The sequence below is a fragment of the Streptomyces sp. NPDC002790 genome (assembly GCF_040295505.1).
Lineage (GTDB): Bacteria > Actinomycetota > Actinomycetes > Streptomycetales > Streptomycetaceae > Streptomyces.
The window spans coordinates 12309-38806 of sequence record NZ_JBEOVM010000040.1 but is presented as its reverse complement, the minus strand read 5'-3'; the positions used below and the strand labels follow the sequence as shown (position 1 = coordinate 38806).

At 66.9% G+C, this 26498-nt stretch carries 22 protein-coding genes and 1 tRNA gene; 21 read left to right on the top strand and 2 right to left on the bottom strand.

Annotated elements, in window-relative coordinates:
* Positions 1-27 precede the first annotated feature (27 nt).
* Positions 28-1275 carry a pyridoxal phosphate-dependent aminotransferase gene (locus ABT004_RS19615; protein WP_351338321.1) on the bottom strand — a complete coding sequence of 416 codons (1248 nt, stop codon included), beginning with the start codon at positions 1273-1275 and terminating at the stop codon, positions 28-30.
* Between the two features lie 201 nt (positions 1276-1476).
* Here ABT004_RS19615 and ABT004_RS19610 point away from each other — a divergent pair.
* From ABT004_RS19610 to tuf, 16 genes are all read left to right on the top strand, one after another.
* Positions 1477-1549 (top strand) — tRNA-Trp (locus tag ABT004_RS19610).
* Positions 1550-1656: 107 nt separating this feature from the next.
* Positions 1657-1941 (top strand): preprotein translocase subunit SecE, encoded by a 285-nt coding sequence (gene secE, locus ABT004_RS19605; protein WP_351338318.1) that lies wholly within the window; start codon positions 1657-1659, stop codon positions 1939-1941.
* Positions 1942-2019: 78 nt separating this feature from the next.
* Positions 2020-2901, top strand: a complete 882-nt coding sequence (nusG, locus tag ABT004_RS19600; RefSeq protein ID WP_351338316.1) for a transcription termination/antitermination protein NusG — start codon at positions 2020-2022, stop codon at positions 2899-2901.
* A 203-nt stretch (positions 2902-3104) separates the two neighbouring features.
* Positions 3105-3539 carry a 50S ribosomal protein L11 gene (gene rplK / locus ABT004_RS19595; RefSeq protein ID WP_351338313.1) on the top strand — a complete coding sequence of 145 codons (435 nt, stop codon included), beginning with the start codon at positions 3105-3107 and terminating at the stop codon, positions 3537-3539.
* A 77-nt stretch (positions 3540-3616) separates the two neighbouring features.
* The gene (rplA, locus tag ABT004_RS19590) at positions 3617-4348 is read left to right on the top strand and encodes a 50S ribosomal protein L1 (RefSeq protein ID WP_351338310.1); all 732 of its coding nucleotides are present in this window, start codon (positions 3617-3619) and stop codon (positions 4346-4348) included.
* A 128-nt stretch (positions 4349-4476) separates the two neighbouring features.
* Entirely contained in the window at positions 4477-5175 is a 699-nt protein-coding gene (locus ABT004_RS19585) for an SCO4651 family lipoprotein (RefSeq protein WP_351338308.1), read from the top strand.
* A gap of 74 nt (positions 5176-5249) precedes the next feature.
* Positions 5250-6209, top strand: a complete 960-nt coding sequence (locus ABT004_RS19580; protein ID WP_351338306.1) for an SCO4651 family lipoprotein — start codon at positions 5250-5252, stop codon at positions 6207-6209.
* 265 nt (positions 6210-6474) lie between these two features.
* Positions 6475-7005, top strand: coding sequence for a 50S ribosomal protein L10 (rplJ, locus tag ABT004_RS19575; RefSeq protein ID WP_351338303.1), 531 nt, complete (start codon positions 6475-6477; stop codon positions 7003-7005).
* Positions 7006-7149: 144 nt separating this feature from the next.
* The gene (gene rplL / locus ABT004_RS19570; RefSeq protein ID WP_266713052.1) at positions 7150-7536 is read left to right on the top strand and encodes a 50S ribosomal protein L7/L12; all 387 of its coding nucleotides are present in this window, start codon (positions 7150-7152) and stop codon (positions 7534-7536) included.
* 585 nt (positions 7537-8121) lie between these two features.
* Complete coding sequence (rpoB, locus tag ABT004_RS19565; protein ID WP_351338300.1) at positions 8122-11607, top strand: DNA-directed RNA polymerase subunit beta; 3486 nt, start codon at positions 8122-8124, stop codon at positions 11605-11607.
* A 96-nt stretch (positions 11608-11703) separates the two neighbouring features.
* Positions 11704-15603: a DNA-directed RNA polymerase subunit beta' gene (locus tag ABT004_RS19560; RefSeq protein ID WP_351338298.1), complete on the top strand. Its 3900-nt coding sequence runs from the start codon at positions 11704-11706 to the stop codon at positions 15601-15603.
* A gap of 119 nt (positions 15604-15722) precedes the next feature.
* On the top strand, positions 15723-16250 hold the full coding sequence (locus ABT004_RS19555) for a DUF1707 and DUF4190 domain-containing protein (protein ID WP_351338295.1): 528 nt from the start codon (positions 15723-15725) through the stop codon (positions 16248-16250).
* A 269-nt stretch (positions 16251-16519) separates the two neighbouring features.
* The gene (gene rpsL, locus ABT004_RS19550; RefSeq protein ID WP_003948652.1) at positions 16520-16891 is read left to right on the top strand and encodes a 30S ribosomal protein S12; all 372 of its coding nucleotides are present in this window, start codon (positions 16520-16522) and stop codon (positions 16889-16891) included.
* Positions 16892-16893: 2 nt separating this feature from the next.
* Positions 16894-17364, top strand: a complete 471-nt coding sequence (gene rpsG, locus ABT004_RS19545; RefSeq protein WP_351338293.1) for a 30S ribosomal protein S7 — start codon at positions 16894-16896, stop codon at positions 17362-17364.
* Positions 17365-17403: 39 nt separating this feature from the next.
* A complete protein-coding gene (gene fusA, locus ABT004_RS19540; RefSeq protein WP_351338290.1) occupies positions 17404-19530 on the top strand; it encodes an elongation factor G in 2127 nt (708 codons plus the stop codon).
* 152 nt (positions 19531-19682) lie between these two features.
* On the top strand, positions 19683-20876 hold the full coding sequence (tuf, locus tag ABT004_RS19535; protein WP_351338287.1) for an elongation factor Tu: 1194 nt from the start codon (positions 19683-19685) through the stop codon (positions 20874-20876).
* 112 nt (positions 20877-20988) lie between these two features.
* Here the strand turns inward: tuf and ABT004_RS19530 are convergent, their stop codons facing one another.
* A complete protein-coding gene (locus tag ABT004_RS19530; protein ID WP_351338285.1) occupies positions 20989-22995 on the bottom strand; it encodes a PIG-L family deacetylase in 2007 nt (668 codons plus the stop codon).
* Between the two features lie 574 nt (positions 22996-23569).
* On the opposite strand from ABT004_RS19530, the gene rpsJ reads away from it, so the two are divergent.
* Genes rpsJ through rplB form a run of 5 tightly spaced genes read left to right on the top strand, consistent with a single transcriptional unit; the run spans position 23570 to position 26495 of the window.
* Positions 23570-23878, top strand: coding sequence for a 30S ribosomal protein S10 (gene rpsJ, locus ABT004_RS19525; protein ID WP_003948644.1), 309 nt, complete (start codon positions 23570-23572; stop codon positions 23876-23878).
* 17 nt (positions 23879-23895) lie between these two features.
* Complete coding sequence (rplC, locus tag ABT004_RS19520; RefSeq protein WP_351338283.1) at positions 23896-24540, top strand: 50S ribosomal protein L3; 645 nt, start codon at positions 23896-23898, stop codon at positions 24538-24540.
* Positions 24541-24547: 7 nt separating this feature from the next.
* The gene (gene rplD, locus ABT004_RS19515) at positions 24548-25201 is read left to right on the top strand and encodes a 50S ribosomal protein L4 (protein ID WP_351338280.1); all 654 of its coding nucleotides are present in this window, start codon (positions 24548-24550) and stop codon (positions 25199-25201) included.
* Positions 25201-25620, top strand: a complete 420-nt coding sequence (rplW, locus tag ABT004_RS19510) for a 50S ribosomal protein L23 (RefSeq protein WP_351338277.1) — start codon at positions 25201-25203, stop codon at positions 25618-25620. The genes rplD and rplW overlap by 1 nt, the downstream gene beginning before the upstream one ends.
* A 38-nt stretch (positions 25621-25658) precedes the next feature.
* The gene (gene rplB / locus ABT004_RS19505; RefSeq protein ID WP_351338274.1) at positions 25659-26495 is read left to right on the top strand and encodes a 50S ribosomal protein L2; all 837 of its coding nucleotides are present in this window, start codon (positions 25659-25661) and stop codon (positions 26493-26495) included.
* The last annotated feature ends 3 nt before the right edge of the window (positions 26496-26498 follow it).

Below are 26498 nucleotides of genomic sequence, written 5' to 3'. Positions count from 1 at the left end.
CCCGCTTGCACACGCTTACGTAGAAGCTCAGTCGCGCGCCTCGGCGAGCAGCTTCTGGATGCGCGAGACGCCCTCGACGAGGTCCTCGTCACCGAGCGCGTACGAGAGCCGCAGGTAGCCCGGTGTACCGAAGGCCTCGCCCGGCACCACCGCGACCTCGGCCTCCTCCAGGATGAGCGCCGCCAGCTCGACGGAGCTCTGCGGACGCTTGCCGCGGATCTCCTTGCCGAGCAGCCCCTTCACCGACGGGTACGCGTAGAACGCGCCCTCGGGCTCCGGGCAGACGAAGCCGTCGATCTCGTTGAGCATCCGCACGATCGTCTTGCGACGACGGTCGAAGGCCTCACGCATCTTCTCCACGGCCGTCAGGTCGCCGGACACGGCGGCGAGCGCGGCCGCCTGCGCCACGTTGGAGACGTTCGACGTGGCGTGCGACTGAAGGTTCGTCGCGGCCTTCACGACGTCCTTCGGGCCGACGATCCACCCGACGCGCCAGCCGGTCATCGCGTACGTCTTCGCCACGCCGTTGACCACGATGCACTTGTCGCGCAGTTCCGGAAGCAGCGCGGGCAGCGACGTGAACTTCGCGTCTCCGTAGACGAGGTGCTCGTAGATCTCGTCCGTCATCACCCACAGGCCGTGCTCCACGGCCCAGCGGCCGATGGCCTCGGCGTCGGCCTCGCTGTACACGGCGCCCGTCGGGTTCGAGGGCGATACGAACAGGACGACCTTGGTGCGCTCGGTGCGCGCGGCCTCCAGCTGCTCCACGGAGACGCGGTAGCCGGTCGTCTCGTCGGCGACGACCTCCACCGGCACACCGCCCGCGAGGCGGATCGACTCCGGGTACGTGGTCCAGTACGGGGCCGGGACGATGACCTCGTCGCCCGGGTCGAGGATCGCGGCGAACGCCTCGTAGATGGCCTGCTTGCCGCCGTTCGTCACCAGGATCTGCGAGGCGTCGACCTCGTAGCCGGAGTCGCGCAGCGTCTTCGCGGCGATCGCGGCCTTCAGCTCGGGCAGACCGCCGGCCGGGGTGTAGCGGTGGAACTTCGGGTTCTTGCAGGCCTCGATGGCCGCCTCGACCACGTAGTCCGGCGTCGGGAAGTCGGGTTCACCGGCGCCGAAGCCGATCACCGGACGCCCGGCGGCCTTGAGGGCCTTGGCCTTGGCGTCGACGGCGAGGGTCGCGGACTCGGAGATCGAGCCGACCCGGGCCGACACCCGACGCTCGGTGGGAGAGGAACCTGCGGACGGAGAAGGAGTTGCAGCGCTCATGGCCCCATCGTTCCAGACCGGAATGGCGCGGGGCACACGGGTTTCGAAGAGCGGGAAACCACTCTTGATCCACTTGCGGATGTTGCTCGTTCGACGGGGGGCTCCGGAACACGTACACTCACTGCTCGTTGGCCTTCACCGGCCGCGCCTTCCGACTGCACTCCGTGCGTCCGGGCGGATGCGGTACGTTGGGGGAGACAAAGGGTCGTAGCTCAATTGGTAGAGCACTGGTCTCCAAAACCAGCGGTTGGGGGTTCAAGTCCCTCCGGCCCTGCTACACACTCCTTCGCCAGGATGTGTGCGCATGTACGTACTGCATTGCACCGCCGTGCGGCTCCACCGGGCGCGGCACGGCCACGACCCGGAATCAGGTGAGGACGAGTGACGGACGCCGTGGGCTCCATCGACAAACCTGATGCCCAGGACGAATCGCTGGGGTCCAAGAAGGCCCGCAAGGGCGGCAAGCGCGGAAAGAAGGGCCCCTTCGGCCGTCTCGCGCTCTTCTACCGCCAGATCGTCGCGGAACTCCGCAAGGTCGTCTGGCCGACTCGCAATCAGCTCTCGACGTACACCACAGTGGTGATTGTGTTCGTCGTCATCATGATCGGTCTTGTCACCGTGATTGACTATGGCTTCAACCACCTTGTCAAGTACGTATTCGGCTGAGCCGAAAAGCGGAGGGCGCCGAGTCCGGCGCCCCTTTCGCGCGTTCCACCCCTATGTATCCAGGAAGAAGCAGCCACAGTGTCTGACCCGAACCTGAACGAGGCGATCGAGCCGGTCGAGTCCGCTGAGGACGAGCTCGACATCGTCGAGGCGGCGGACGCCGAGGACCCGGACCAGGCAGAGGCTGCCGACATCGCCGCCGGCGAGCCCGCCGAGGAAGCCGCGGTCGAGACCGTGGTGGACACCGAGGCCGAGGCCGCCGAGGAAGCCCGGACGGAGGAGGCCCCGGCCGAGGCCGAGGACGCCGTCGAGGCTGAGGTCGAGGTCGTCGAGGAAGAGCCGGTCGACCCGGTCACCGCGCTCCGCGACGAGCTGCGTGGCCTGCCCGGCGAGTGGTACGTGATCCACACCTACGCGGGCTACGAGAAGCGCGTGAAGGCCAACCTGGAGCAGCGCGCCGTCTCGCTGAACGTCGAGGAGTTCATCTACCAGGCCGAGGTGCCCGAGGAAGAGATCGTCCAGATCAAGAACGGCGAGCGCAAGAACGTCCGGCAGAACAAGCTGCCCGGCTACGTGCTCGTCCGCATGGATCTGACGAACGAGTCCTGGGGCGTCGTCCGCAACACGCCTGGTGTCACCGGCTTCGTGGGCAACGCCTACGACCCGTACCCGCTGACCCTGGACGAGATCGTCAAGATGCTCGCCCCGGAGGCCGAGGAGAAGGCCGCCCGCGAGGCGGCCGAGTCCGAGGGCAAGCCGGCGCCGCAGCGCAAGGTCGAGGTTCAGGTCCTGGACTTCGAGGTCGGCGACTCGGTCACCGTCACCGACGGCCCGTTCGCGACGCTGCAGGCGACGATCAACGAGATCAACGCCGACTCGAAGAAGGTCAAGGGCCTTGTCGAGATCTTCGGTCGCGAGACCCCGGTCGAGCTGAGCTTCGACCAGATCCAGAAGAACTAGCCCTTTCGGCGCCTTCTGGGCACACGCTTCCGAACAGGTCAGATGGGCTGCAAAGCCTGTCTGACCTGCTCGGTTTTTAGCCGCGCATGGATACCCGTTATCGTTGTGCGGTATGCCTCCATCCGGATGATCTGGACGATCATCGATCAGCCTTGATCAGGATGGCGGCTGAACACTCTCACTAAGACCCGGAGAGAGAGCACATGCCTCCCAAGAAGAAGAAGGTCACGGGGCTCATCAAGCTCCAGATCCAGGCCGGCGCCGCCAACCCGGCCCCGCCTGTCGGCCCCGCGCTGGGCCAGCACGGCGTGAACATCATGGAGTTCTGCAAGGCCTACAACGCCGCGACCGAGTCGCAGCGCGGTTGGGTCATCCCGGTGGAGATCACGGTCTACGAAGACCGTTCGTTCACCTTCATCACCAAGACCCCGCCGGCCGCGAAGATGATCCTCAAGGCCGCTGGTGTCGAGAAGGGCTCCGGCGAGCCGCACAAGACCAAGGTCGCCAAGATCACCGAGGCGCAGGTCCGCGAGATCGCCACCACCAAGATGCCCGACCTCAACGCCAATGACATGGACGCCGCGTCCAAGATCATTGCCGGCACCGCCCGCTCCATGGGCGTCACGGTCGAGGGCTGACCTCCACCTCGCAGATCCATCCGTGGCAGGGCCTGCTCGGCCCGCACCACGCCTCCTCTAGAACTCAGGAGAAGCAAGTGAGCAAGCGCAGCAAGTCTCTCCGCGCTGCGGACGCCAAGATCGACGGGGCCAAGTCCTACGCCCCGCTCGAGGCCGTCCGTCTCGCCAAGGAGACCTCCACGTCGAAGTTCGACGGCACCGTCGAGGTCGCCTTCCGCCTGGGCGTTGACCCGCGCAAGGCCGACCAGATGGTCCGTGGCACCGTGAACCTCCCGCACGGCACCGGTAAGACCGCCCGGGTCCTGGTCTTCGCGACCGGTGACCGTGCTGCGGCCGCGGAAGCCGCCGGCGCCGACATCGTCGGCTCCGACGAACTGATCGCCGAGATCGCCAAGGGCAACCGCCTGAACGAGTTCGACGCCGTCGTCGCCACCCCGGACCTCATGGGCAAGGTCGGCCGTCTCGGCCGCGTGCTCGGCCCGCGTGGCCTCATGCCGAACCCGAAGACCGGCACGGTGACCCCGGACGTGGTCAAGGCCGTGAACGAGATCAAGGGCGGCAAGATCGAGTTCCGCGTCGACAAGCACGCGAACCTGCACTTCATCATCGGCAAGGTGTCCTTCGACGACACCAAGCTGGTGGAGAACTACGGCGCGGCCCTGGACGAGATCCTTCGTCTGAAGCCGTCCGCCGCCAAGGGTCGCTACATCAAGCGGGCCGCCATCAGCACCACGATGGGCCCCGGCATTCAGCTCGACTCCAACCGCACCCGGAACCTCCTCGTCGAGGAGGACCCGGCCGCGGTCTGAGCCCTTCAAGGCTCGCTGTAGTCGCTACGGGCCCCGCACCTTTCGAGGTGCGGGGCCCGTTCCGCTTTTCCGGTCCGCCGGGTGCCGTGGCTGCGCTAGCTTCGCGGTGACCGACTCTGGGGGAGTGGATGCTGCGGTACGCGCGCGTGGTGGCCCTGGCCGCCGTGGGCACCCTGCTGACCGCCTGCGGCGGGGCACAGGAGCACGGGGCCGGCGAGACGCGCGCGGCGCGCGAGGCGCTGCGCGCGGCCCGGCAGCAGGTCGCCGCGGCGGGCTCGGCGCGCGTCGACGCGACGATGACCACCGGCAAGCGGCTGACCTCGCGCAGCACGGGCGCGCTCGGCTGGGCGGACGGCGTCGAGGGCACCCTGACCGTACGGGTCACGGGAGGCGAACTGGCCGCCTCCACGCGCGCGTTGGGCGGTGACCCGTCCCAGACGCGCTTCCTTCCGGACGCCCAGTACACGCGCATGAGCGACCGGTTCGCCGAACTCAAGGGCGGCCGGCACTGGATCCGCCGCCCGTACGACACCCGCGGTGACCTCACCCCGGCCGACACGCTCAAGGCCCTCACCGGCGCCGCGGACGTCCACAGGGTCGGGCAGGAGGCCGTACGCGGCACACGGGCCACCCATTACCGGGGGACCGCGGGCCGCCGGCACATCGACGTATGGCTCGATGCCCGGCATCGCCTGGTGCGGCGTACCCAGCACGTGGGCGATGTCATGGTGACCGTCCACTACCGCGACTACGGGGCCCCGGCCGCGGCCGAACGCCCGGCCGCACACGACACCGTCGACTTCGCCGACGTCACGGGCGCCGGATGAAGCTGTGGCCGAGCTGTCCGAGGCGTCCGCTATCGTGCGGGCAGATCAAGACGCACCAAGGGGTGGGATTCAAGATGACTGTTTCCGTACGACGTGTGGTCGGCGCGGCCGCCGCCACCGCGCTGCTGTGTTCGGCCGTCGCCGCCTGTGGTGGCGGGGACGACAAGGGCAGCGAGAAGAAGGCCTCCGGGACGGGTTCCCAGTCGGTCGCGCAGGCCGTCACGGCCGCGTACAAGAAGACCTCCGCGGCCAAGTCCGCCAAGGTCGACATGACCATGAAGATGCCGGCGGCGGCCCAGGGCGGCGGCGACATGAAGATGTCCGGCACCATGGGCTGGGACCCGACCGTCATGGATATGACGATGTCGGGCTCCGCGTTCGCGGCCGGCGGCGCCGACGCGCCCAAGAACATCCGCATGCTCATGAAGGACAACGTGATGTACATGGACATGGGCGCGGCCGCGGCCAAGTCCATGGACGGCAAGCGCTGGATGAAGATGGACCTCGCCGCCGTGGCGAAGGAGTCCGGCGACGAGAAGCTGGCGAGCCAGATGACCGGCAGCCTGGACAACATGAACCAGGACCCGGCCAAGCAGATCGCGGTCCTGCTCGACTCGCCGAACCTGAAGCACCTCGGCTCGGCCACGGTGGACGGCGCCGAGACGGAGCACTACAAGGGCAAGCTGACGGTCGACGAGATGCTGGGGAAGAACGACTCGCTGAAGGTTCTCAGCAAGTCCGAGCGCGACCAGCTGCTCAAGAGCGTCAAGAAGGCCGGTATCAAGAACTACGACACCGAGCTGTGGATCAACAAGGACGACCTGCCGGTCCGGCTCGACGTCACGATGGACAGCTCGCAGGGCGCCGTCCAGATGTCGGAGAAGTTCTCCGACTACGGCGCCGCGGTGAAGGCCTCCACGCCGCCCGCGAGCCAGACCTTCGACATGATGCAGATGCTCAAGGAGCTCGGCGGCGCGTCCGGCGCCGGCGGCGCCACCGGGTCTGCTTCCCCGGGTGTTGACAGCGGCGTCTGAGCGGATTTGCTCGACACGCCCCGCTTCACGTAATCTTCCACAGAAGCCAAAGACCGCTGGTCGTTGCCGTCCGCTCATAAGAGGGGGCGGTGGCCGAAGGATCCGCTGAAACTGCGGACGACCCGCGCAGGTGTTCGTGGAAGTGCTCCCTCATGGATTCGTCCGTGATGGTCGAGCTCACGCCCCGTGCGCCTGCGCCGGGGCGTTTCGCTTTCCCAGCCTCCTTGCGAGCGGTCCTCATCACCCGGAAGGAGGCCGACGCTCTATGCCGACGCCCGACAAGGCTGCCGCGGTAGCCGAGCTCACGGACAAGTTCCGCAGCTCGAACGCCGCTGTGCTGACCGAGTACCGGGGTCTCACCGTGGCCCAGCTCAAGCAGCTGCGCCGTTCGCTCGGTGAGAACTCCGAGTACGCCGTGGTGAAGAACACGCTGACCAAGATCGCGGCCAACGAGGCCGGGATCAACGCGCTGGACGACCTCTTCGCGGGTCCGACGGCGGTTGCCTTCGTCACCGGTGACCCGGTGGAGTCGGCGAAGGGTCTTCGTGACTTCGCCAAGGACAACCCGAACCTCGTCATCAAGGGCGGTGTCCTTGACGGCAAGGTGCTGTCCGCCGACGAGATCAAGAAGCTTGCGGACCTCGAGTCCCGCGAGGTTCTGCTCTCCAAGCTGGCCGGTGCCTTCAAGGCGAAGCAGTCGCAGGCTGCCTCCGTCTTCAACGCGCTGCCGACGAAGCTCGTCCGCACCGTGGACGCGCTCCGTGCCAAGCAGGACGAGCAGGGCGGTGCCGAGTAATTCGGCTCGCTTTCTGATCCCCGCCGCCTGAGACGGCGGCAGGGATCGCAGCGGGCCGAACTTCTACGAAGTGATGCCGAAAGGCATACGCCCGCCTCACCCAGTACATCCGGCACCTGCCGATTTAGTGGAAGGACCGCCATCATGGCGAAGCTCACCCAGGACGAGCTGCTTGCGCAGTTCGAGGAGATGACCCTCATCGAGCTCTCCGAGTTCGTGAAGGCCTTCGAGGACAAGTTCGACGTCGAGGCTGCCGCTGCCGCCCCCGTCGTCGTCGCCGGTGCCGCTGGTGGCGCCGCCGCCGAGGCCGTCGAGGAGCAGGACGAGTTCGACGTCATCCTCACCGGCGCCGGTGACAAGAAGATCCAGGTCATCAAGGTCGTGCGCGAGCTGACCTCCCTGGGCCTCAAGGAGGCCAAGGACCTCGTCGACGGCACCCCGAAGCCGGTCCTCGAGAAGGTCGCCAAGGACGCCGCGGCGAAGGCCAAGGAGCAGCTCGAGGCTGCCGGCGCGGCCGTCGAGGTCAAGTAAGACCTCTTCGAGTCTGTCGACTCCTCTCCGGTGAAACTGCTCCCTTGGGAGCTGTAACGCCGAGGTACCGAAGGGCGATCACCCAACTGGGTGGTCGCCCTTCGGCGTTGTCCGGATCGCAGGCCGAGGGTGCCTTGCGCTGTCGGACGCGCAGAGTATGGTGATCTTCGTTGTGCCTGACGCCACCCTTGTTCGGTCAAGAGGGGGCCTTGACGAACAGCACGCAGCGCGCAATTCTCAGGACGCGTCGTCACAACGATCCGGATCCGAGGCATGGATCGACGGCGAAGAGGGCAGTAAGAATGTGCGCTCAGCGCACAGGGAACGCCGCAGACGGTGAACGGTTGAGGACAACGAGGGTCTCAAAAAACCCGCACTGGACATCAGTGGGCCTTCTGGCTACACTGTCCCTTTGCGCTGCCTGTTAGCTGCTCCCTGCCCGTCACCAGGGGCATGCCCTCGCCTCAGCACTGTGGATTGAACCGGCTCTGATCTGGCCATACGCCAGGTCAGGGGCTCTGTCCCGTTGTATGGCTTGGGACCGGTACGCGCGTAGTGAGTCCGAGCCCTCGGAAGGACCCCCTCTTGGCCGCCTCGCGCAACGCCTCGATCGCGAATACGAACAACGGCGCCAGCACCGCCCCGCTGCGCATCTCCTTTGCAAAGATCAAGGAGCCTCTCGAGGTTCCGAACCTGCTCGCGCTGCAGACCGAGAGCTTTGACTGGCTGCTCGGCAATTCTGCTTGGCAGACTCGGGTCGAGGAGGCTCTGGAGTCGGGTCGCGACGTCCCCACGAAGTCCGGTCTGGAGGAGATCTTCGAGGAGATCTCCCCGATCGAGGACTTCTCCGGGTCGATGTCGCTGACCTTCCGCGACCACCGCTTCGAACCGCCGAAGAACTCGATCGACGAGTGCAAGGACCGCGACTTCACGTACGCCGCCCCGCTCTTCGTCACCGCCGAGTTCACCAACAACGAGACCGGCGAGATCAAGTCCCAGACGGTCTTCATGGGCGACTTCCCGCTCATGACCGACAAGGGCACCTTCGTCATCAACGGCACAGAGCGTGTCGTTGTCTCCCAGCTGGTCCGCTCGCCGGGTGTCTACTTCGACTCCTCCATCGACAAGACGTCCGACAAGGACATCTTCTCCACCAAGATCATCCCTTCCCGGGGTGCCTGGCTGGAGATGGAGATCGACAAGCGCGACATGGTCGGTGTGCGCATCGACCGCAAGCGCAAGCAGTCCGTCACCGTTCTCCTGAAGGCTCTCGGTTGGACGACCGAGCAGATCCTCGAGGAGTTCGGCGAGTACGAGTCCATGCGCGCCACCCTGGAGAAGGACCACACCCAGGGCCAGGACGACGCACTGCTCGACATCTACCGCAAGCTCCGTCCGGGCGAGCCGCCCACGCGTGAGGCCGCGCAGACGCTGCTCGAGAACCTCTACTTCAACCCGAAGCGCTACGACCTCGCGAAGGTCGGCCGCTACAAGGTGAACAAGAAGCTCGGTGCCGAGGAGCCGCTGAACGCCGGCGTGCTCACGACCGACGACATCATCGCCTCCATCAAGTACCTCGTGAAGCTCCACGCGGGCGAGACCGAGACGGTGGGCGAGTCGGGCCGGGAGATCGTCGTCGAGACCGACGACATCGACCACTTCGGCAACCGCCGTATCCGTAACGTCGGAGAGCTGATCCAGAACCAGGTCCGTACGGGTCTCGCCCGTATGGAGCGCGTCGTGCGCGAGCGCATGACGACCCAGGACGTCGAGGCGATCACGCCGCAGACCCTGATCAACATTCGCCCGGTCGTGGCGTCGATCAAGGAGTTCTTCGGTACCTCGCAGCTGTCCCAGTTCATGGACCAGAACAACCCGCTGTCGGGGCTGACGCACAAGCGTCGTCTGAACGCCCTCGGCCCGGGTGGTCTGTCCCGTGAGCGGGCGGGCTTCGAGGTCCGAGACGTGCACCCGTCCCACTACGGCCGCATGTGCCCCATCGAGACCCCTGAAGGCCCGAACATCGGCCTGATCGGTTCGCTCGCCTCGTACGGACGGATCAACCCGTTCGGTTTCATCGAGACGCCGTACCGCAAGGTCACCGAGGGTGTCGTCGGCGACGACGTCGACTACCTGACGGCCGACGAGGAGGACCGCTTCGTCATCGCGCAGGCCAACGCGCCGCTGACGGAGGAGCTCACCTTCGCCGAGGCCCGCGTCCTGGTCCGCCGTCGTGGCGGAGAGGTCGACTACGTCCCCGGTGACGAGGTCGACTACATGGACGTCTCGCCGCGCCAGATGGTGTCGGTCGCGACCGCGATGATCCCGTTCCTCGAGCACGACGACGCCAACCGTGCCCTCATGGGCGCGAACATGATGCGTCAGGCCGTGCCGCTCATCAAGTCCGAGGCGCCGCTCGTCGGCACCGGCATGGAGTACCGCTGCGCCACCGACGCCGGCGACGTGCTCAAGGCCGACAAGGACGGTGTGGTCCAGGAGGTCTCCGCGGACTACATCACCACCGCCAACGACGACGGCACGTACAGCACGTACCGCCTGCACAAGTTCTCCCGCTCGAACCAGGGCACTTCTGTCAACCAGAAGGTCGTCGTGGACGAGGGCGCGCGGATCGTCACCGGCCAGGTCCTGGCCGACGGTCCCGCGACCGAAGAGGGCGAGATGGCCCTCGGTAAGAACCTGCTCGTGGCGTTCATGCCGTGGGAGGGTCACAACTACGAGGACGCGATCATCCTGTCGCAGCGCCTCGTGCAGGACGACGTCCTCTCCTCGATCCACATCGAGGAGCACGAGGTCGACGCCCGTGACACCAAGCTCGGCCCGGAGGAGATCACCCGGGACATCCCGAACGTCTCCGAGGAGGTCCTCGCCGACCTCGACGAGCGCGGCATCATCCGGATCGGTGCCGAGGTCGTCGCCGGCGACATCCTCGTCGGCAAGGTCACGCCCAAGGGCGAGACCGAGCTGACGCCGGAGGAGCGCCTGCTCCGCGCGATCTTCGGTGAGAAGGCGCGCGAAGTGCGCGACACCTCGCTGAAGGTGCCGCACGGTGAGATCGGCAAGGTCATCGGCGTCCGCGTCTTCGACCGTGAAGAGGGCGACGAGCTGCCGCCGGGCGTGAACCAGCTGGTTCGTGTCTACGTGGCCCAGAAGCGCAAGATCACCGATGGTGACAAGCTCGCCGGCCGTCACGGCAACAAGGGCGTCATCTCGAAGATCAACCCGATCGAGGACATGCCGTTCCTGGAGGACGGCACCCCGGTCGACATCATCCTGAACCCCCTGGGTGTGCCGTCCCGAATGAACCCGGGTCAGGTCCTGGAGATCCACCTCGGCTGGCTCGCCAGCCAGGGCTGGGATGTCTCCGGTCTGAGCGACCAGTGGGCCCAGAGCCTGCAGGCGATCGGCGCCGACCAGGTCGAGCCGCGTACGAACGTCGCGACCCCGGTCTTCGACGGCGCGCGTGAGGACGAGCTCGCGGGTCTGCTCGAGAACGCCCGGCCGAACCGCGACGGCGACCGCATGGTCCTTCCGTCCGGCAAGGCGCGGCTGTTCGACGGCCGCTCCGGCGAGCCGTTCCCGGACCCGGTCTCGGTCGGGTACATGTACATCCTCAAGCTGCACCACCTGGTCGACGACAAGCTGCACGCCCGGTCGACCGGCCCGTACTCGATGATCACCCAGCAGCCGCTGGGCGGTAAGGCTCAGTTCGGTGGCCAGCGCTTCGGTGAGATGGAGGTGTGGGCGCTGGAGGCATATGGCGCCGCTTACGCCCTCCAGGAGCTGCTGACGATCAAGTCCGACGACGTCACCGGCCGCGTGAAGGTCTACGAGGCCATCGTCAAGGGCGAGAACATCCCCGAGCCCGGCATTCCCGAGTCCTTCAAGGTGCTCATCAAGGAAATGCAATCTCTGTGCCTCAACGTGGAGGTGCTGTCCTCGGACGGCATGTCCATCGAGATGCGCGACACCGACGAGGACGTCTTCCGCGCAGCGGAGGAGCTCGGCATCGACCTGTCCCGGCGCGAGCCGAGCAGCGTCGAAGAGGTCTGACGGGAGTCCGGTAGGGGCCCGTTTCCGGGCCCCTACCGACCCCTCGACCCCCGTTTCAGACCACAGACTTACAACCCTGAGAGGGATTGACGCATAGTGCTCGACGTCAACTTCTTCGATGAGCTCCGGATCGGTCTGGCCACCGCTGACGACATCCGTCAGTGGAGCCACGGCGAGGTCAAGAAGCCCGAGACCATCAACTACCGCACGCTCAAGCCGGAAAAGGACGGGCTCTTCTGCGAGAAGATCTTCGGTCCGACCCGGGACTGGGAGTGCTACTGCGGTAAGTACAAGCGCGTCCGCTTCAAGGGCATCATCTGCGAGCGCTGCGGCGTGGAGGTCACGCGCGCCAAGGTGCGTCGTGAGCGGATGGGGCACATCGAGCTGGCCGCTCCTGTCACCCACATCTGGTACTTCAAGGGCGTCCCGTCGCGCCTTGGCTACCTGCTCGACCTCGCCCCGAAGGACCTCGAGAAGGTCATCTACTTCGCGGCGTACATGATCACGTTCGTCGACGAAGAGCGCCGTACCCGCGACCTGCCCTCCCTCGAGGCGCACGTCCAGGTCGAGCGTCAGCAGATCGAGAACCGTCGCGACTCCGACCTGGAGACCCGCGCCAAGAAGCTCGAGACCGACCTGGCCGAGCTCGAGGCCGAGGGTGCCAAGGCCGACGTGCGCCGCAAGGTGCGCGAGGGTGCCGAGCGCGAGATGAAGCAGCTGCGCGACCGTGCGCAGCGCGAGATCGACCGTCTGGACGAGGTCTGGTCGCGCTTCAAGAACCTCAAGGTCCAGGACCTCGAGGGCGACGAGCTGCTCTACCGCGAGCTGCGTGACCGCTTCGGCACGTACTTCGACGGTTCGATGGGTGCCGCGGCGCTGCAGAAGCGCCTCGAGACCTTCGACCTCGAGGAGGAGGCCGAGCGTCTCCGCGAGATCATCCGTACCGGCAAGGGCCAGAAGAAGACCCGTGCGCTCAAGCGCCTCAAGGTCGTCTCCGCGTTCCTGCAGACGAGCAACAGCCCCAAGGGCATGGTGCTCGACTGCGTGCCGGTCATCCCGCCGGACCTGCGTCCGATGGTGCAGCTGGACGGTGGCCGCTTCGCGACCTCCGACCTGAACGACCTGTACCGCCGCGTCATCAACCGCAACAACCGCCTGAAGCGCCTTCTCGACCTCGGTGCGCCCGAGATCATCGTGAACAACGAGAAGCGCATGCTCCAGGAGGCCGTGGACGCCCTCTTCGACAACGGTCGTCGTGGTCGCCCGGTGACCGGTCCCGGTAACCGCCCGCTGAAGTCCCTGAGCGACATGCTCAAGGGCAAGCAGGGTCGTTTCCGTCAGAACCTTCTCGGTAAGCGTGTGGACTACTCCGCGCGTTCCGTGATCGTCGTCGGTCCGCAGCTGAAGCTGCACCAGTGTGGTCTTCCGAAGGCCATGGCGCTGGAGCTCTTCAAGCCGTTCGTGATGAAGCGTCTGGTCGACCTGAACCACGCGCAGAACATCAAGTCGGCGAAGCGCATGGTCGAGCGCGGTCGCACGGTCGTGTACGACGTCCTGGAAGAGGTCATCGCCGAGCACCCGGTTCTCCTGAACCGTGCGCCGACGCTGCACCGCCTCGGCATCCAGGCCTTCGAGCCGCAGCTGGTCGAGGGCAAGGCCATTCAGATCCACCCGCTCGTCTGCACCGCGTTCAACGCGGACTTCGACGGTGACCAGATGGCCGTGCACCTGCCGCTCTCCGCGGAGGCGCAGGCCGAGGCCCGCATCCTCATGCTGTCCTCGAACAACATCCTGAAGCCCGCCGACGGCCGTCCGGTGACGATGCCGACCCAGGACATGGTCCTCGGTCTGTTCTTCCTCACCACCGACGGTGAGCTCCGTGACGTCAAGGGCGAGGGCCGCGCGTTCGGCTCCACGGCCGAGGCGACCATGGCGTTCGACGCCGGCGAGCTTGCGCTCCAGTCGGCCGTGGACATCCGCTTCCCGGTGGGCACCATGCCGCCGCGCGGCTGGACCCCGCCGCCCGTCGAGGATGGCGAGCCCGAGTACCAGCCGGGCGACAGCTTCCGGCTGCGGACGACCCTGGGCCGCGCGCTCTTCAACGAGCTGCTGCCCGAGGACTACCCGTTCGTCGACTACTCGGTGGGCAAGAAGCAGCTCGGCGAGATCGTCAACGATCTGGCGGAGCGCTACCCCAAGGTCATCGTGGCGGCGACGCTCGACAACCTGAAGGCGGCCGGCTTCTTCTGGGGCACCCGCTCCGGCGTCACCGTGGCCATCTCCGACGTCGTCGTTCCCGAGGCGAAGAAGGAGATCGTCAAGGGCTACGAGGCGCAGGACGAGAAGGTCCAGAAGCAGTACGAGCGCGGTCTCATCACGAAGGAAGAGCGCACTCAGGAGCTCATCGCGATCTGGACCAAGGCGACCAATGAGGTCTCCGAGGCGATGAACGCGAACTTCCCGAAGACCAACCCCATCTTCATGATGGTCGACTCGGGTGCCCGAGGAAACATGATGCAGATGCGTCAGATCGCGGGTATGCGTGGTCTGGTGTCGAACGCCAAGAACGAGACGATCCCGCGTCCGATCAAGGCCTCCTTCCGTGAGGGCCTGTCGGTGCTGGAGTACTTCATCTCGACTCACGGTGCTCGTAAGGGTCTGGCGGACACCGCCCTGCGTACCGCCGACTCGGGTTACCTGACCCGTCGTCTGGTGGACGTCTCGCAGGACGTCATCATTCGCGAGGAGGACTGCGGCACCGACCGCGGCCTCAAGCTCCAGATCGCGGAGCGTGGCGCCGATGGTGTGCTGCGCAAGACCGAGGACGTCGAGACCAGCGTCTATGCCCGCATGCTCGCCGAGGACATCGTCGTCGACGGCAAGGTCATCGCGCCGGCCAACGTCGACCTGGGTGACGTGCTCATCGACGCCCTCGTCGCCCACGGCGTCGAGATCGTCAAGACCCGCTCGGTGCTCACCTGTGAGTCCGCGGTCGGCACCTGTGCCTTCTGCTACGGCCGCTCGCTGGCCACTGGCAAGCTGGTCGACATCGGTGAGGCGGTCGGCATCATCGCCGCCCAGTCCATCGGTGAGCCCGGTACCCAGCTGACGATGCGTACCTTCCACACCGGTGGTGTGGCCGGTGACGACATCACCCAGGGTCTGCCCCGTGTCGTCGAGCTCTTCGAGGCTCGTACGCCGAAGGGTGTCGCCCCGATCTCGGAGTCCGCAGGCCGGGTCCGGATCGAGGAGACCGAGAAGACCAAGAAGCTCGTGGTCACGCCGGACGACGGCAGCGACGAGATCCCCTTCCCGATCTCCAAGCGCGCCCGTCTGCTGGTGGGCGAGGGCGATCACGTCGAGGTGGGCCAGAAGCTCACCGTGGGTGCCACCAACCCGCACGACGTGCTCCGGATCCTCGGTCAGCGTGCGGTCCAGGTGCACCTGGTCGGCGAGGTCCAGAAGGTCTACAACTCGCAGGGTGTGTCGATCCACGACAAGCACATCGAGATCATCATCCGGCAGATGCTGCGCCGCGTGACGATCATCGAGTCCGGCGACGCCGAGCTGCTGCCCGGCGAGCTGGTCGAGCGCTCGAAGTTCGAGGGCGAGAACCGTCGTGTGGTCACCGAGGGCGGTCACCCCGCCTCCGGCCGTCCGCAGCTGATGGGTATCACCAAGGCCTCGCTGGCGACGGAATCCTGGCTGTCGGCCGCCTCCTTCCAGGAGACGACCCGAGTCCTGACGGATGCGGCGATCAACGCCAAGTCCGACAGCCTCATCGGTCTCAAGGAGAACGTCATCATCGGTAAGCTCATCCCGGCCGGTACGGGTCTGTCCCGCTACCGCAACATCCGGGTGGAGCCCACCGAGGAGGCCAAGGCCGCGATGTACTCGGCCGTCGGCTACGACGACATCGACTACTCGCCGTTCGGCACCGGCTCCGGCCAGGCCGTTCCGCTGGAGGACTACGACTACGGTCCGTACAACCAGTAGGCGAGCAGCTGCTCGAAACCGCAGGGCGGTCACCCCGGGAAGAACCGGGGTGGCCGCCCTGCGGCGTATTGGCGCATGATGGGCATCACAACATGTTCGGGTCCCGGGGGAGTGGTCTCGTGTCGAATCCGTCCTGGCAGCCGGTCCCGTGGCCGGGCCAGCAGGGTCATCAGCCGTCGATGCTGGCCGCGCACGCGGACCGGGAGCGCGCCGTCGATGTGCTGCGCGCGGGGTTCGCGGAGGGGCGGCTGCAGCAGAGCGAGTACGAGCGGCGGATCGAGCGGGCCTATCAGGCGCGCACCGTGGGGGAGCTGACCACGCTCGTCGCCGATCTGCCGCAGGGGCCGGCGCCCCAGCAACAGCAGCAGATGATGGTGGGCGTGCCCCGGACGTTCCTGCCGCCGCCGATGCTGCCCCCGCCGACCAACGGCAAGGCGATCGGGGCGCTGGTCTGCGGTGTGGGCACGTTCTTCAGTGCGGGCGTCTCGGCGGTTCCCGCGGTGATCCTGGGCCACATGGCGCGCAAGGAGATCCGGGAGCGGGGCGAGTCCGGCGACGGGATGGCGGTCGGCGGGCTGGTGCTTGGGTGGCTCGCCGTGGCGTTCTGGGCCCTGCTCATCGTGGCGATCGTCGTCTCCGCGGCCTAGCTGCGGATCGTAGGACGTCCGGCGTGTCCTGGCTCCGGGGTATTTGTTTTGACCACAGCGTATGAGATAGGTACGCTCAGACCTTGTGCCTGGGGTGTGCCTGGGCTCGCGTGCGTGTCATCAGCCGCACGGCGAGTCCGATCAAGGCCACCGCAATCTGCCGTTTTCCCACTTTCGTGGGGGTCTGCAGTATTCGACACACCCGACCGCGTGGGTCGGGAAAGTTCCAGGTTAGCTTTACTACTCGGCACACAGAAACCGGAGAAGTAGTGCCTACGATCCAGCAGCTGGTCCGGAAGGGCCGGCAGGACAAGGTCGAGAAGAACAAGACGCCCGCGCTTGAGGGTTCGCCCCAGCGCCGTGGCGTCTGCACGCGTGTGTTCACGACCACCCCGAAGAAGCCGAACTCGGCCCTCCGTAAGGTCGCGCGTGTGCGCCTGACCAGCGGCATTGAGGTCACGGCCTACATTCCGGGTGAGGGACACAACCTGCAGGAGCACTCCATCGTGCTCGTGCGCGGCGGCCGTGTGAAGGACCTGCCCGGTGTTCGTTACAAGATCATCCGCGGTTCGCTTGACACCCAGGGTGTCAAGAACCGCAAGCAGGCCCGCAGCCGCTACGGCGCCAAGAAGGAGAAGTAGAAATGCCTCGTAAGGGCCCCGCCCCGAAGCGCCCGGTCATCATCGACCCGGTCTACGGTTCTCCTCTGGTGACCTCCCTCATCAACAAGGTGCTGATGAACGGCAAGCGCTCCACCGCCGAGCGCATCGTGTACGGCGCCATGGAGGGCCTGCGCGAGAAGACCAGCAACGACCCGGTCATCACCCTGAAGCGCGCGCTTGAGAACATCAAGCCGACCCTCGAGGTCAAGTCCCGCCGTGTCGGTGGCGCGACCTACCAGGTGCCGATCGAGGTCAAGCCCGGCCGCGCCAACACCCTCGCGCTCCGCTGGCTCGTCGGCTACTCGCGCGCCCGTCGCGAGAAGACGATGACCGAGCGTCTGACGAACGAGCTGCTCGACGCCTCGAACGGCCTCGGTGCTGCCGTCAAGAAGCGCGAGGACACGCACAAGATGGCCGAGTCCAACAAGGCCTTCGCGCACTACCGCTGGTAGTCGCAACCCACATCGAGACCGAGAGAAGACTGAAGCCTTATGGCTACCACTTCACTTGACCTGGCCAAGGTCCGGAACATCGGCATCATGGCCCACATCGACGCGGGCAAGACGACCACCACCGAGCGGATCCTCTTCTACACCGGCGTCTCGTACAAGATCGGTGAGGTCCACGACGGCGCTGCCACGATGGACTGGATGGAGCAGGAGCAGGAGCGTGGCATCACGATCACGTCCGCTGCCACCACCTGTCACTGGCCGCTCGAGGACAACGACTACACGATCAACATCATCGACACCCCGGGGCACGTCGACTTCACCGTTGAGGTGGAGCGCTCCCTGCGTGTGCTCGATGGTGCCGTGACGGTGTTCGACGGTGTCGCCGGTGTCGAGCCGCAGTCCGAGACGGTGTGGCGTCAGGCCGACCGTTACGGCGTGCCGCGCATCTGCTTCGTCAACAAGCTGGACCGTACCGGCGCCGAGTTCCACCGCTGCGTGGACATGATCTCGGACCGCCTGGGCGCCCAGCCGATCGTCATGCAGCTCCCCATCGGGGCCGAGGCCGACTTCCAGGGTGTTGTCGACCTCGTCACGATGAAGGGGTTCGTCTGGTCGGCCGAGGCCGCCAAGGGCGAGGCCTACGACATCGTCGAGATCCCCGACACGCACAAGGAGGCTGCGGACGAGTACCGCGGCAAGCTCCTTGAGGCCGTCGCGGAGAACGACGAAGAGATCATGGAGCTGTACCTGGAGGGCCAGGAGCCGTCCGAGGAGCAGCTGTACGCCGCGATCCGTCGTATCACCATCGCGTCCGGCAAGTCCGACGGAACCACGGTCACCCCGGTGTTCTGTGGCACCGCGTTCAAGAACAAGGGCGTTCAGCCCCTGCTCGACGCGGTCGTGCGTTACCTGCCGACTCCCCTTGACGTCGACTCCATCGAGGGTCACGACGTGAAGGACCCGGAGAAGGTCATCACGCGCAAGCCGTCCGAGGACGAGCCGCTGTCGGCCCTCGCGTTCAAGATCGCGAGCGACCCGCACCTGGGCAAGCTCACCTTCATCCGGGTTTACTCGGGTCGCCTGGAGGCCGGCACCGCGGTGCTGAACTCCGTCAAGGGCAAGAAGGAGCGCATCGGCAAGATCTACCGCATGCACGCGAACAAGCGTGAGGAGATCGCGTCGGTGGGCGCCGGTGACATCGTCGCCGTCATGGGCCTGAAGCAGACCACCACCGGTGAGACGCTGTCCGACGACAAGAACCCGGTCATCCTGGAGTCCATGGACTTCCCGGCGCCGGTCATTCAGGTCGCCATCGAGCCCAAGTCCAAGGGTGACCAGGAGAAGCTGGGTGTTGCCATCCAGCGTCTCGCGGAGGAGGACCCCTCCTTCCAGGTGCACTCGGACGAGGAGACCGGCCAGACCATCATCGGTGGTATGGGCGAGCTCCACCTGGACGTCCTCGTCGACCGTATGCGTCGCGAGTTCCGGGTCGAGGCCAACGTCGGCAAGCCGCAGGTCGCCTACCGCGAGACCATTCGCAAGTCGGTCGACAAGGTCGACTTCACGCACAAGAAGCAGACTGGTGGTACCGGCCAGTTCGCCAAGGTGCAGATCTCGATCGAGCCGATCGAGGGTGGCGACGCGAGCTACGAGTTCGTGAACAAGGTCACCGGTGGTCGTATCCCGAAGGAGTACATCCCTTCGGTCGACGCCGGCTGCCAGGAGGCCATGCAGTTCGGCATCCTCGCCGGTTACGAGATGACCGGTGTCCGCATCACGCTGCTCGACGGCGCCTTCCACGAGGTCGACTCCTCCGAGCTCGCCTTCAAGATCGCCGGTTCGCAGGCGTTCAAGGAGGCCGCGCGCAGGGCCGGTCCTTGCCTTCTCGAGCCGATGATGGCCGTCGAGGTCATCACGCCCGAGGACTACATGGGCGATGTCATCGGTGACGTCAACTCCCGCCGTGGCCAGATCCAGGCCATGGAGGAGCGGATGGGCGCCCGCGTCGTCAAGGGCCTGGTACCGCTGTCGGAGATGTTCGGCTACGTCGGCGACCTCCGCAGCAAGACGTCGGGTCGCGCGAGCTACTCGATGCAGTTCGACTCCTACGCCGAGGTTCCGCGGAACGTCGCCGAGGAGATCATCGCGAAGGCCAAGGGCGAGTAACTCACTCGAGTTCACGCTTTAGGCTTGACTCCGGAGCTCTTGGGGCATTTCCCGGCAACAGCCACGAAATGCCCCGGGGCCCTGGCTTTCCAGCAAAGATCACCTGGCGCCGATGAAGCAAGGCGTACAGAACCACTCCGCAGGAGGATTCAGTGGCGAAGGCAAAGTTCGAGCGGACTAAGCCGCACGTCAACATCGGCACCATCGGTCACATTGACCACGGTAAGACGACCCTCACGGCCGCCATTACCAAGGTGCTGCACGACGCGTACCCGGAACTGAACGAGGCCTCGGCCTTCGACCAGATCGACAAGGCTCCCGAGGAGCGCCAGCGCGGTATCACGATCTCGATCGCGCACGTCGAGTACCAGACCGAGGCGCGTCACTACGCCCACGTCGACTGCCCGGGTCACGCGGACTACATCAAGAACATGATCACGGGTGCCGCGCAGATGGACGGCGCCATCCTCGTGGTCGCCGCCACCGACGGCCCGATGCCGCAGACCAAGGAGCACGTGCTCCTGGCCCGCCAGGTCGGCGTTCCGTACATCGTCGTCGCCCTGAACAAGGCCGACATGGTGGACGACGAGGAGATCCTGGAGCTCGTCGAGCTCGAGGTCCGTGAGCTCCTCTCCGAGTACGAGTTCCCGGGCGACGACCTGCCGGTCGTCAAGGTCTCGGCGCTCAAGGCGCTCGAGGGCGACAAGGAGTGGGGTGAGTCCGTCCTCAACCTGATGAAGGCCGTCGACGAGTCCATCCCCGCCCCCGAGCGTGACGTCGACAAGCCGTTCCTGATGCCGATCGAGGACGTCTTCACGATCACCGGTCGTGGCACCGTCGTCACCGGTCGTATCGAGCGTGGCATCCTCAAGGTCAACGAGACCGTCGACATCATCGGCATCAAGCAGGACAAGACCACCACCACGGTCACCGGCATCGAGATGTTCCGCAAGCTGCTCGACGAGGGCCAGGCCGGTGAGAACGTCGGTCTGCTCCTCCGTGGCATCAAGCGCGAGGACGTCGAGCGCGGCCAGGTCATCATCAAGCCCGGTTCGGTCACGCCGCACACCGAGTTCGAGGCCCAGGCCTACATCCTGTCCAAGGACGAGGGTGGCCGCCACACGCCGTTCTTCAACAACTACCGTCCGCAGTTCTACTTCCGTACGACGGACGTGACGGGCGTTGTGACCCTCCCCGAGGGCACCGAGATGGTCATGCCGGGCGACAACACCGAGATGTCCGTCTCGCTGATCCAGCCCGTGGCCATGGAAGAGGGCCTGAAGTTCGCCATCCGTGAGGGTGGCCGGACCGTGGGCGCCGGCCAGGTCACCAAGATCAACAAGTAAGTCTCACTTACCTGTTGGGCTTGATGCCTGGTAGCTGATAGAGCACCTGAGAGGGCCCGTACGACTTCGGTCGTACGGGCCCTTTCTGCTGTCCGGCCCCGTTCTCCGTCGGTCAGGCGCGCGCCTGCGTCGGCCGCCACAGCCAGGGCCGGGCATCGGGGGAGAGGCCCGCGGCGGCCGGCCCGAGGGAGGTCAGGGCCAGGGCCGGGCCGTCCAGGGTGGCCGGCGCCGCGCTCGGGCGGATGATGCGGCCCGCGTGGTGCAGCCGGACGTTGCCTTCGGTGTCACGGCCGAGGAGGTACGCGCCCGCCGCCGCCACCGGCCCGTAGCCGGGGAAGTCGACGCGCGGGCCGCCCGTGGCCAGCAGCTCGGCGGACGCGGGCGGACGGTAGTAGAGCCGGTCGCCGGACGCGGCGACGGCGTCGGCGGGGGCGGAGGTGGGCAGGCCGGACAGCGGCGCGGGGCCCCGGGTCGTCCAGTGGTGGACGGTGTCACGGCCAGCGGCGTAGACGTGCACCTCGCCGTCCTCGCCGTCCTCGCCGACGACCGCCGTGAGCCCGTCCTGGACCGGGCCGCCGCCGAGCTCGCGCCAGGGGGACCAGGCCCCGGACCTGTCGCGCACGCGGGTGCTGATGCCCTGCCCCGCATCGCGTACGAAGAGGTGGACGCGGCCGTCCGGAGCGGCGACGGCCACCGGGACGCCGATGCGGCGGCCGCGGTCGGGATCGCTCTCCGGGTTGCCGAGGCCCTTCCACGCCCGCCGTTCCAGAGCCACGATCTCGCGTACGTCGGAGCCGTCCCGGACGGACGCGAGGCGCAGGCCGAGGACGAGGTGGCCGCCGCCGGGGAGCGCGACCGCCGTGAGGGCCGGGGCGAGCGGGCCGCCGCCGAGGTCGGCCGGATCCCCGAATTCGCCGTCCTTCTCGGTGTACCGGACGGCGCGCAGCCCCAGCACGCCGTACGCGGTGAGCCGCCCGTCGGTGTTCGGGGCGAGGGCGAGCCGGGGCCCCGGGTAGCGGTAGTGGGTGGCGCGGACCCAGCCCTTGCGGTTGGTGAGGGGGCGGTCACCGCCGACGTTGTAGTCGCCGCAGCCGGAAGGGTTGCCGCAGTTCCAGTCGGGGGCGGCGCCGTACGGGACGAGCTGGGCGGCCTTCTCCTTCAGGACCCGCGGCGGCAGGTTCTTCGGCCAGTGGTTGTTGTAGTAGCCGCGGAACGCGGTCGCGGCGAAGGCGGGCGGCCCGCCCTTGGCGCGCTGCGCCCAGCGGATCAGCGCGGCCCAGCTGAAGCAGGCGACGGCCGTGTGGTCGGCGTGGTCGGAGTAGCCGGGCTGCTCACTGTCGCGTATCCGCGTGAGCCGGTCGCTGTGCTGGATGTCGGGGTCCGGGTCCAGGGTGTGCACGAGGGTGGGGCGGTACCGCTCGAAGAGCGCCACGAGCACGTCGGTCAGGGACTCGCGGTCGTACGTCTGGACGGCGTGCAGCGGGGAGCCGGCGGGGACCAGGGTGCGCAGGATCAGGCCCGGTTCGCGCCAGAGCGCGGGGACGCCCATATGGCCCTCCGGGGTGTGCATCGCGAGGTTGAGGTGCACCAACTCGACGCTGTGGCCCCGGTGTTGGAGCGAGTCGACCTCGACCTGGAAGCCGCCGGGAAGCTGGACGGAGGTCGTGGTCCAGCGGGTGAAGACGGGCAGGCCGAGCTGGGTCGCGTACGCCTGGCGCAGGCCCTGGTGGCGGGCCGAGGAGTATGCCGCCTTGTCGGGGGCCGGGTCGCGGTCGGCCGGCGTCTTGTTGCGGCCGTCGGCCTCGCCCGCAGTGACGTACACGCAGACGACCGGGGTGCCCGCGTCGAGGGCGTGCCGGGTGTCCGGGTTCATGAAGTACAGGTCGTCGTCGGGGTGGGCGAGGACCTGGAGCAGCAGGGCGCGCTCGGACTGTGCGGCGGCGCGGCCGGTGGCGGGGGAGGGGACGGTGCTGCCGGGCGGCGGCGCGGGGGCGGCGCGGGAGCAGGCGGCGAGGGCGCCCGCGGCGGCGAGCGCGGCGGCGCCGGCGAGGGTGCTCCGGCGGCCGGGGCCGCGCCCAACGGGTATGTGGGGATGGGGAGTTGCAGGTCTTTCCTGCACGGTGGCGCTCACTCCGTTCGCTGCCGAGGCAGCGTTCGGGGGTGGTGCGCTCGCCTCTGTTCAGGTGGTTCACCTCAACAGAGGGGCAACGGGACGCAAGGGTTCCGGTGATCTCGGTCTCCGGGCGAGGAGACCTTGGGTGCGGGACACGGGCACCCCTGGTTTGACCTTCGTCACCGAGGGGGTACTCTCTTGGGCTCGATTGGCCCTGGACATGCCCTGTGTGGCAGACTGTCGGGGTTGCTCGGTTGAGTGCCGATGCTGCGCGCCTCCCGTCGGGAGGACCGGAAGCGAGTCCCAGCGTACTCGTCGGCTGTATCTACCCCTCGGGGTAGCAATCGGCCGGACGTACGGGAATCTTTCGGGAAGCGTCAGTGCGGTTCCTCGACCAGGCGCTCGGTGGGTTTCTTCCCCCGTGTACGTGCGGTCTCGGCCGCAGACCCCTTAGCAGGGAAATCCTTCGGAGATTTCTGTGAGCGGGACTGCGACACGCCCGACCGCGTGGGGCGGAGGCAGTGTGAAACAGGACCCCCGGGTTCCAGGGCGTTACGAGAGACAGGACTACTAAGTAGCCATGGCGGGACAGAAGATCCGCATCCGGCTCAAGGCCTACGACCACGAGGTCATCGACTCCTCGGCGAAGAAGATCGTCGAGACGGTGACACGCACTGGTGCGTCGGTCGCGGGCCCGGTGCCGCTGCCTACCGAGAAGAACGTGTACTGCGTCATCAAGTCGCCGCACAAGTACAAGGATTCTCGCGAGCACTTCGAGATGCGCACGCACAAGCGCCTCATCGACATCCTCGACCCGACTCCGAAGACCGTTGACTCCCTGATGCGACTCGACCTTCCGGCCGGCGTCGACATCGAGATCAAGCTCTGAGGGCCGGTGATCTGAAGATGACTAAGCAGATCAAGGGCATCCTGGGCGAGAAGCTCGGCATGACGCAGGTGTGGGACGAGAACAACCGTGTTGTTCCGGTCACCGTCGTCAAGGCCGGTCCGAACGTGATCACCCAGGTTCGCACCAACGACGTCGACGGTTACGACTCCGTCCAGCTCGCCTTCGGCGAGATTGACCCGCGCAAGGTGAACAAGCCCCTCAAGGGCCACTTCGCCAAGGCCGATGTCACCCCCCGTCGCCACCTCGTCGAGATCCGTACCGCTGATTCCAGCGAGTACACCCTCGGCCAGGAGATCACCGCTGAGGTGTTCGATGGTGGCGTCAAGGTCGACGTGACCGGCCAGAGCAAGGGCAAGGGCTTCGCCGGCGGCATGAAGCGCCACAACTTCCGTGGTGGCAAGGCATCGCACGGTGCCCACCGCGTGCACCGCAAGCCGGGTTCCATCGGCGGCTGCGCCACCCCCGGCCGTGTGTTCAAGGGCACCCGCATGGCGGGCCGCATGGGCAACGAGCGGGTCACCACCCAGAACCTGACCGTCCACGCCGTTGACGCGGAGAAGGGTCTGCTGCTCATCAAGGGCGCGGTTCCTGGTCCGAACGGCGGCCTCGTCCTGGTCCGTACCGCGACCAAGGGGGCCTGAGGTAACGATGAGCACTGTTGACATCCTTTCGCCGGCGGGCGACAAGGCCGGGACCGTCGAGCTCCCTTCGGAGATCTTCGACGTTGAGAAGATCAGCATTCCGCTGATCCACCAGGTCGTCGTCGCACAGCTGGCCGCTGCCCGTCAGGGCACGCACAAGACCAAGCGCCGCGGTGAAGTCCGCGGTGGTGGCAAGAAGCCGTACCGCCAGAAGGGCACCGGCCGCGCCCGCCAGGGTTCGACCCGTGCGCCGCAGTTCGCCGGCGGTGGCATCGTCCACGGCCCGCAGCCGCGTGACTACTCGCAGCGGACCCCGAAGAAGATGAAGGCCGCGGCCCTGCGCCACGCCCTCACCGACCGGGCCCGCAACGCTCGCATCCACGTCGTCTCCGGCGTGGTCGAGGGCGAGGCCTCCACGAAGGCCGCCAAGACGCTGTTCGGCAAGATCTCGGAGCGCAAGCACGTGCTCCTGGTCGTCGACCGCGCCGACGAGGCCGCGTGGCTCTCCGCCCGCAACCTGCCCCAGGTCCACATCCTGGAGCCGGGCCAGCTGAACACGTACGACGTTCTCGTCTCGGACGACGTGGTCTTCACCAAGGCCGCTTTCGAGTCCTTCGTGTCTGGCCCCAAGGCCGCTGACACCGAAGGGAGCGAGGCCTGATGGCTACGCGTCACCCGAGCATTGCCTCCAAGGCTGCGAAGGCCGCCAAGGCCGCGCGCGTCGCCAAGGCGAAGCGCATCGCGACCGAGGGCAAGGTCGCCGTTGAGCCCACCCCGCTGAGCAAGTCCTTCTCGGACCCGCGCGACGTCCTCGTCAAGCCGGTTGTCTCCGAGAAGTCGTACGCGCTTCTCGACGAGGGCAAGTACACGTTCGTCGTGGCCCCCGGCGCCAACAAGACCCAGATCAAGCAGGCCGTCGAGGCGGTCTTCTCGGTCAAGGTCACCGGCGTCAACACGATCAACCGTCAGGGCAAGCGGAAGCGTACGCGCAGCGGGTTCGGCAAGCGTGCCGACACCAAGCGCGCCATCGTGACCCTCGCTGAGGGCGACCGTATCGACATCTTCGGCCAGGCCTCCTAACGGAGACCCTGGTCCGAATATCGGACGAGGACTGAGAAATGGGAATCCGCAAGTACAAGCCGACGACGCCGGGCCGCCGTGGCTCCTCCGTCGCCGACTTCGTCGAGGTAACGCGGTCCACGCCGGAGAAGTCGCTGGTCCGCCCGCTGCACAGCAAGGGCGGCCGTAACAACGCCGGTCGGATCACCGTTCGCCACCAGGGTGGTGGACACAAGCGCGCCTTCCGCGTGATCGACTTCCGTCGTCACGACAAGGACGGCGTGCCGGCGAAGGTCGCTCACATCGAGTACGACCCGAACCGCACTGCGCGCATCGCGCTTCTGCACTACGCGGACGGCGAGAAGCGTTACATCCTGGCCCCGCGCGGTCTCGCGCAGGGTGCCCGGGTGGAGAACGGCCCCACGGCCGACATCAAGCCCGGTAACAACCTGGCGCTCCGCAACATCCCGGTCGGTACCACGATCCACGCGATCGAGCTCCGTCCCGGTGGTGGCGCCAAGTTCGCCCGTTCCGCGGGTGCCTCCGTGCAGCTCCTTGCGAAGGAGGGCTCGATGGCCCACCTTCGTATGCCCTCCGGCGAGATTCGCCTGGTCGACGTGCGCTGCCGCGCCACCGTCGGCGAGGTCGGCAACGCCGAGCAGAGCAACATCAACTGGGGCAAGGCCGGCCGCATGCGCTGGAAGGGCGTCCGCCCGACCGTGCGTGGTGTCGTGATGAACCCGGTCGACCACCCGCACGGTGGTGGTGAAGGCAAGACCTCCGGTGGTCGTCACCCGGTCTCGCCGTGGGGTCAGAAGGAGGGTCGTACTCGTGATCGCAGCAAGGCGAGCAACAAGTACATCGTCCGCCGCCGCAAGTCGAACAAGAAGCGCTAGGAG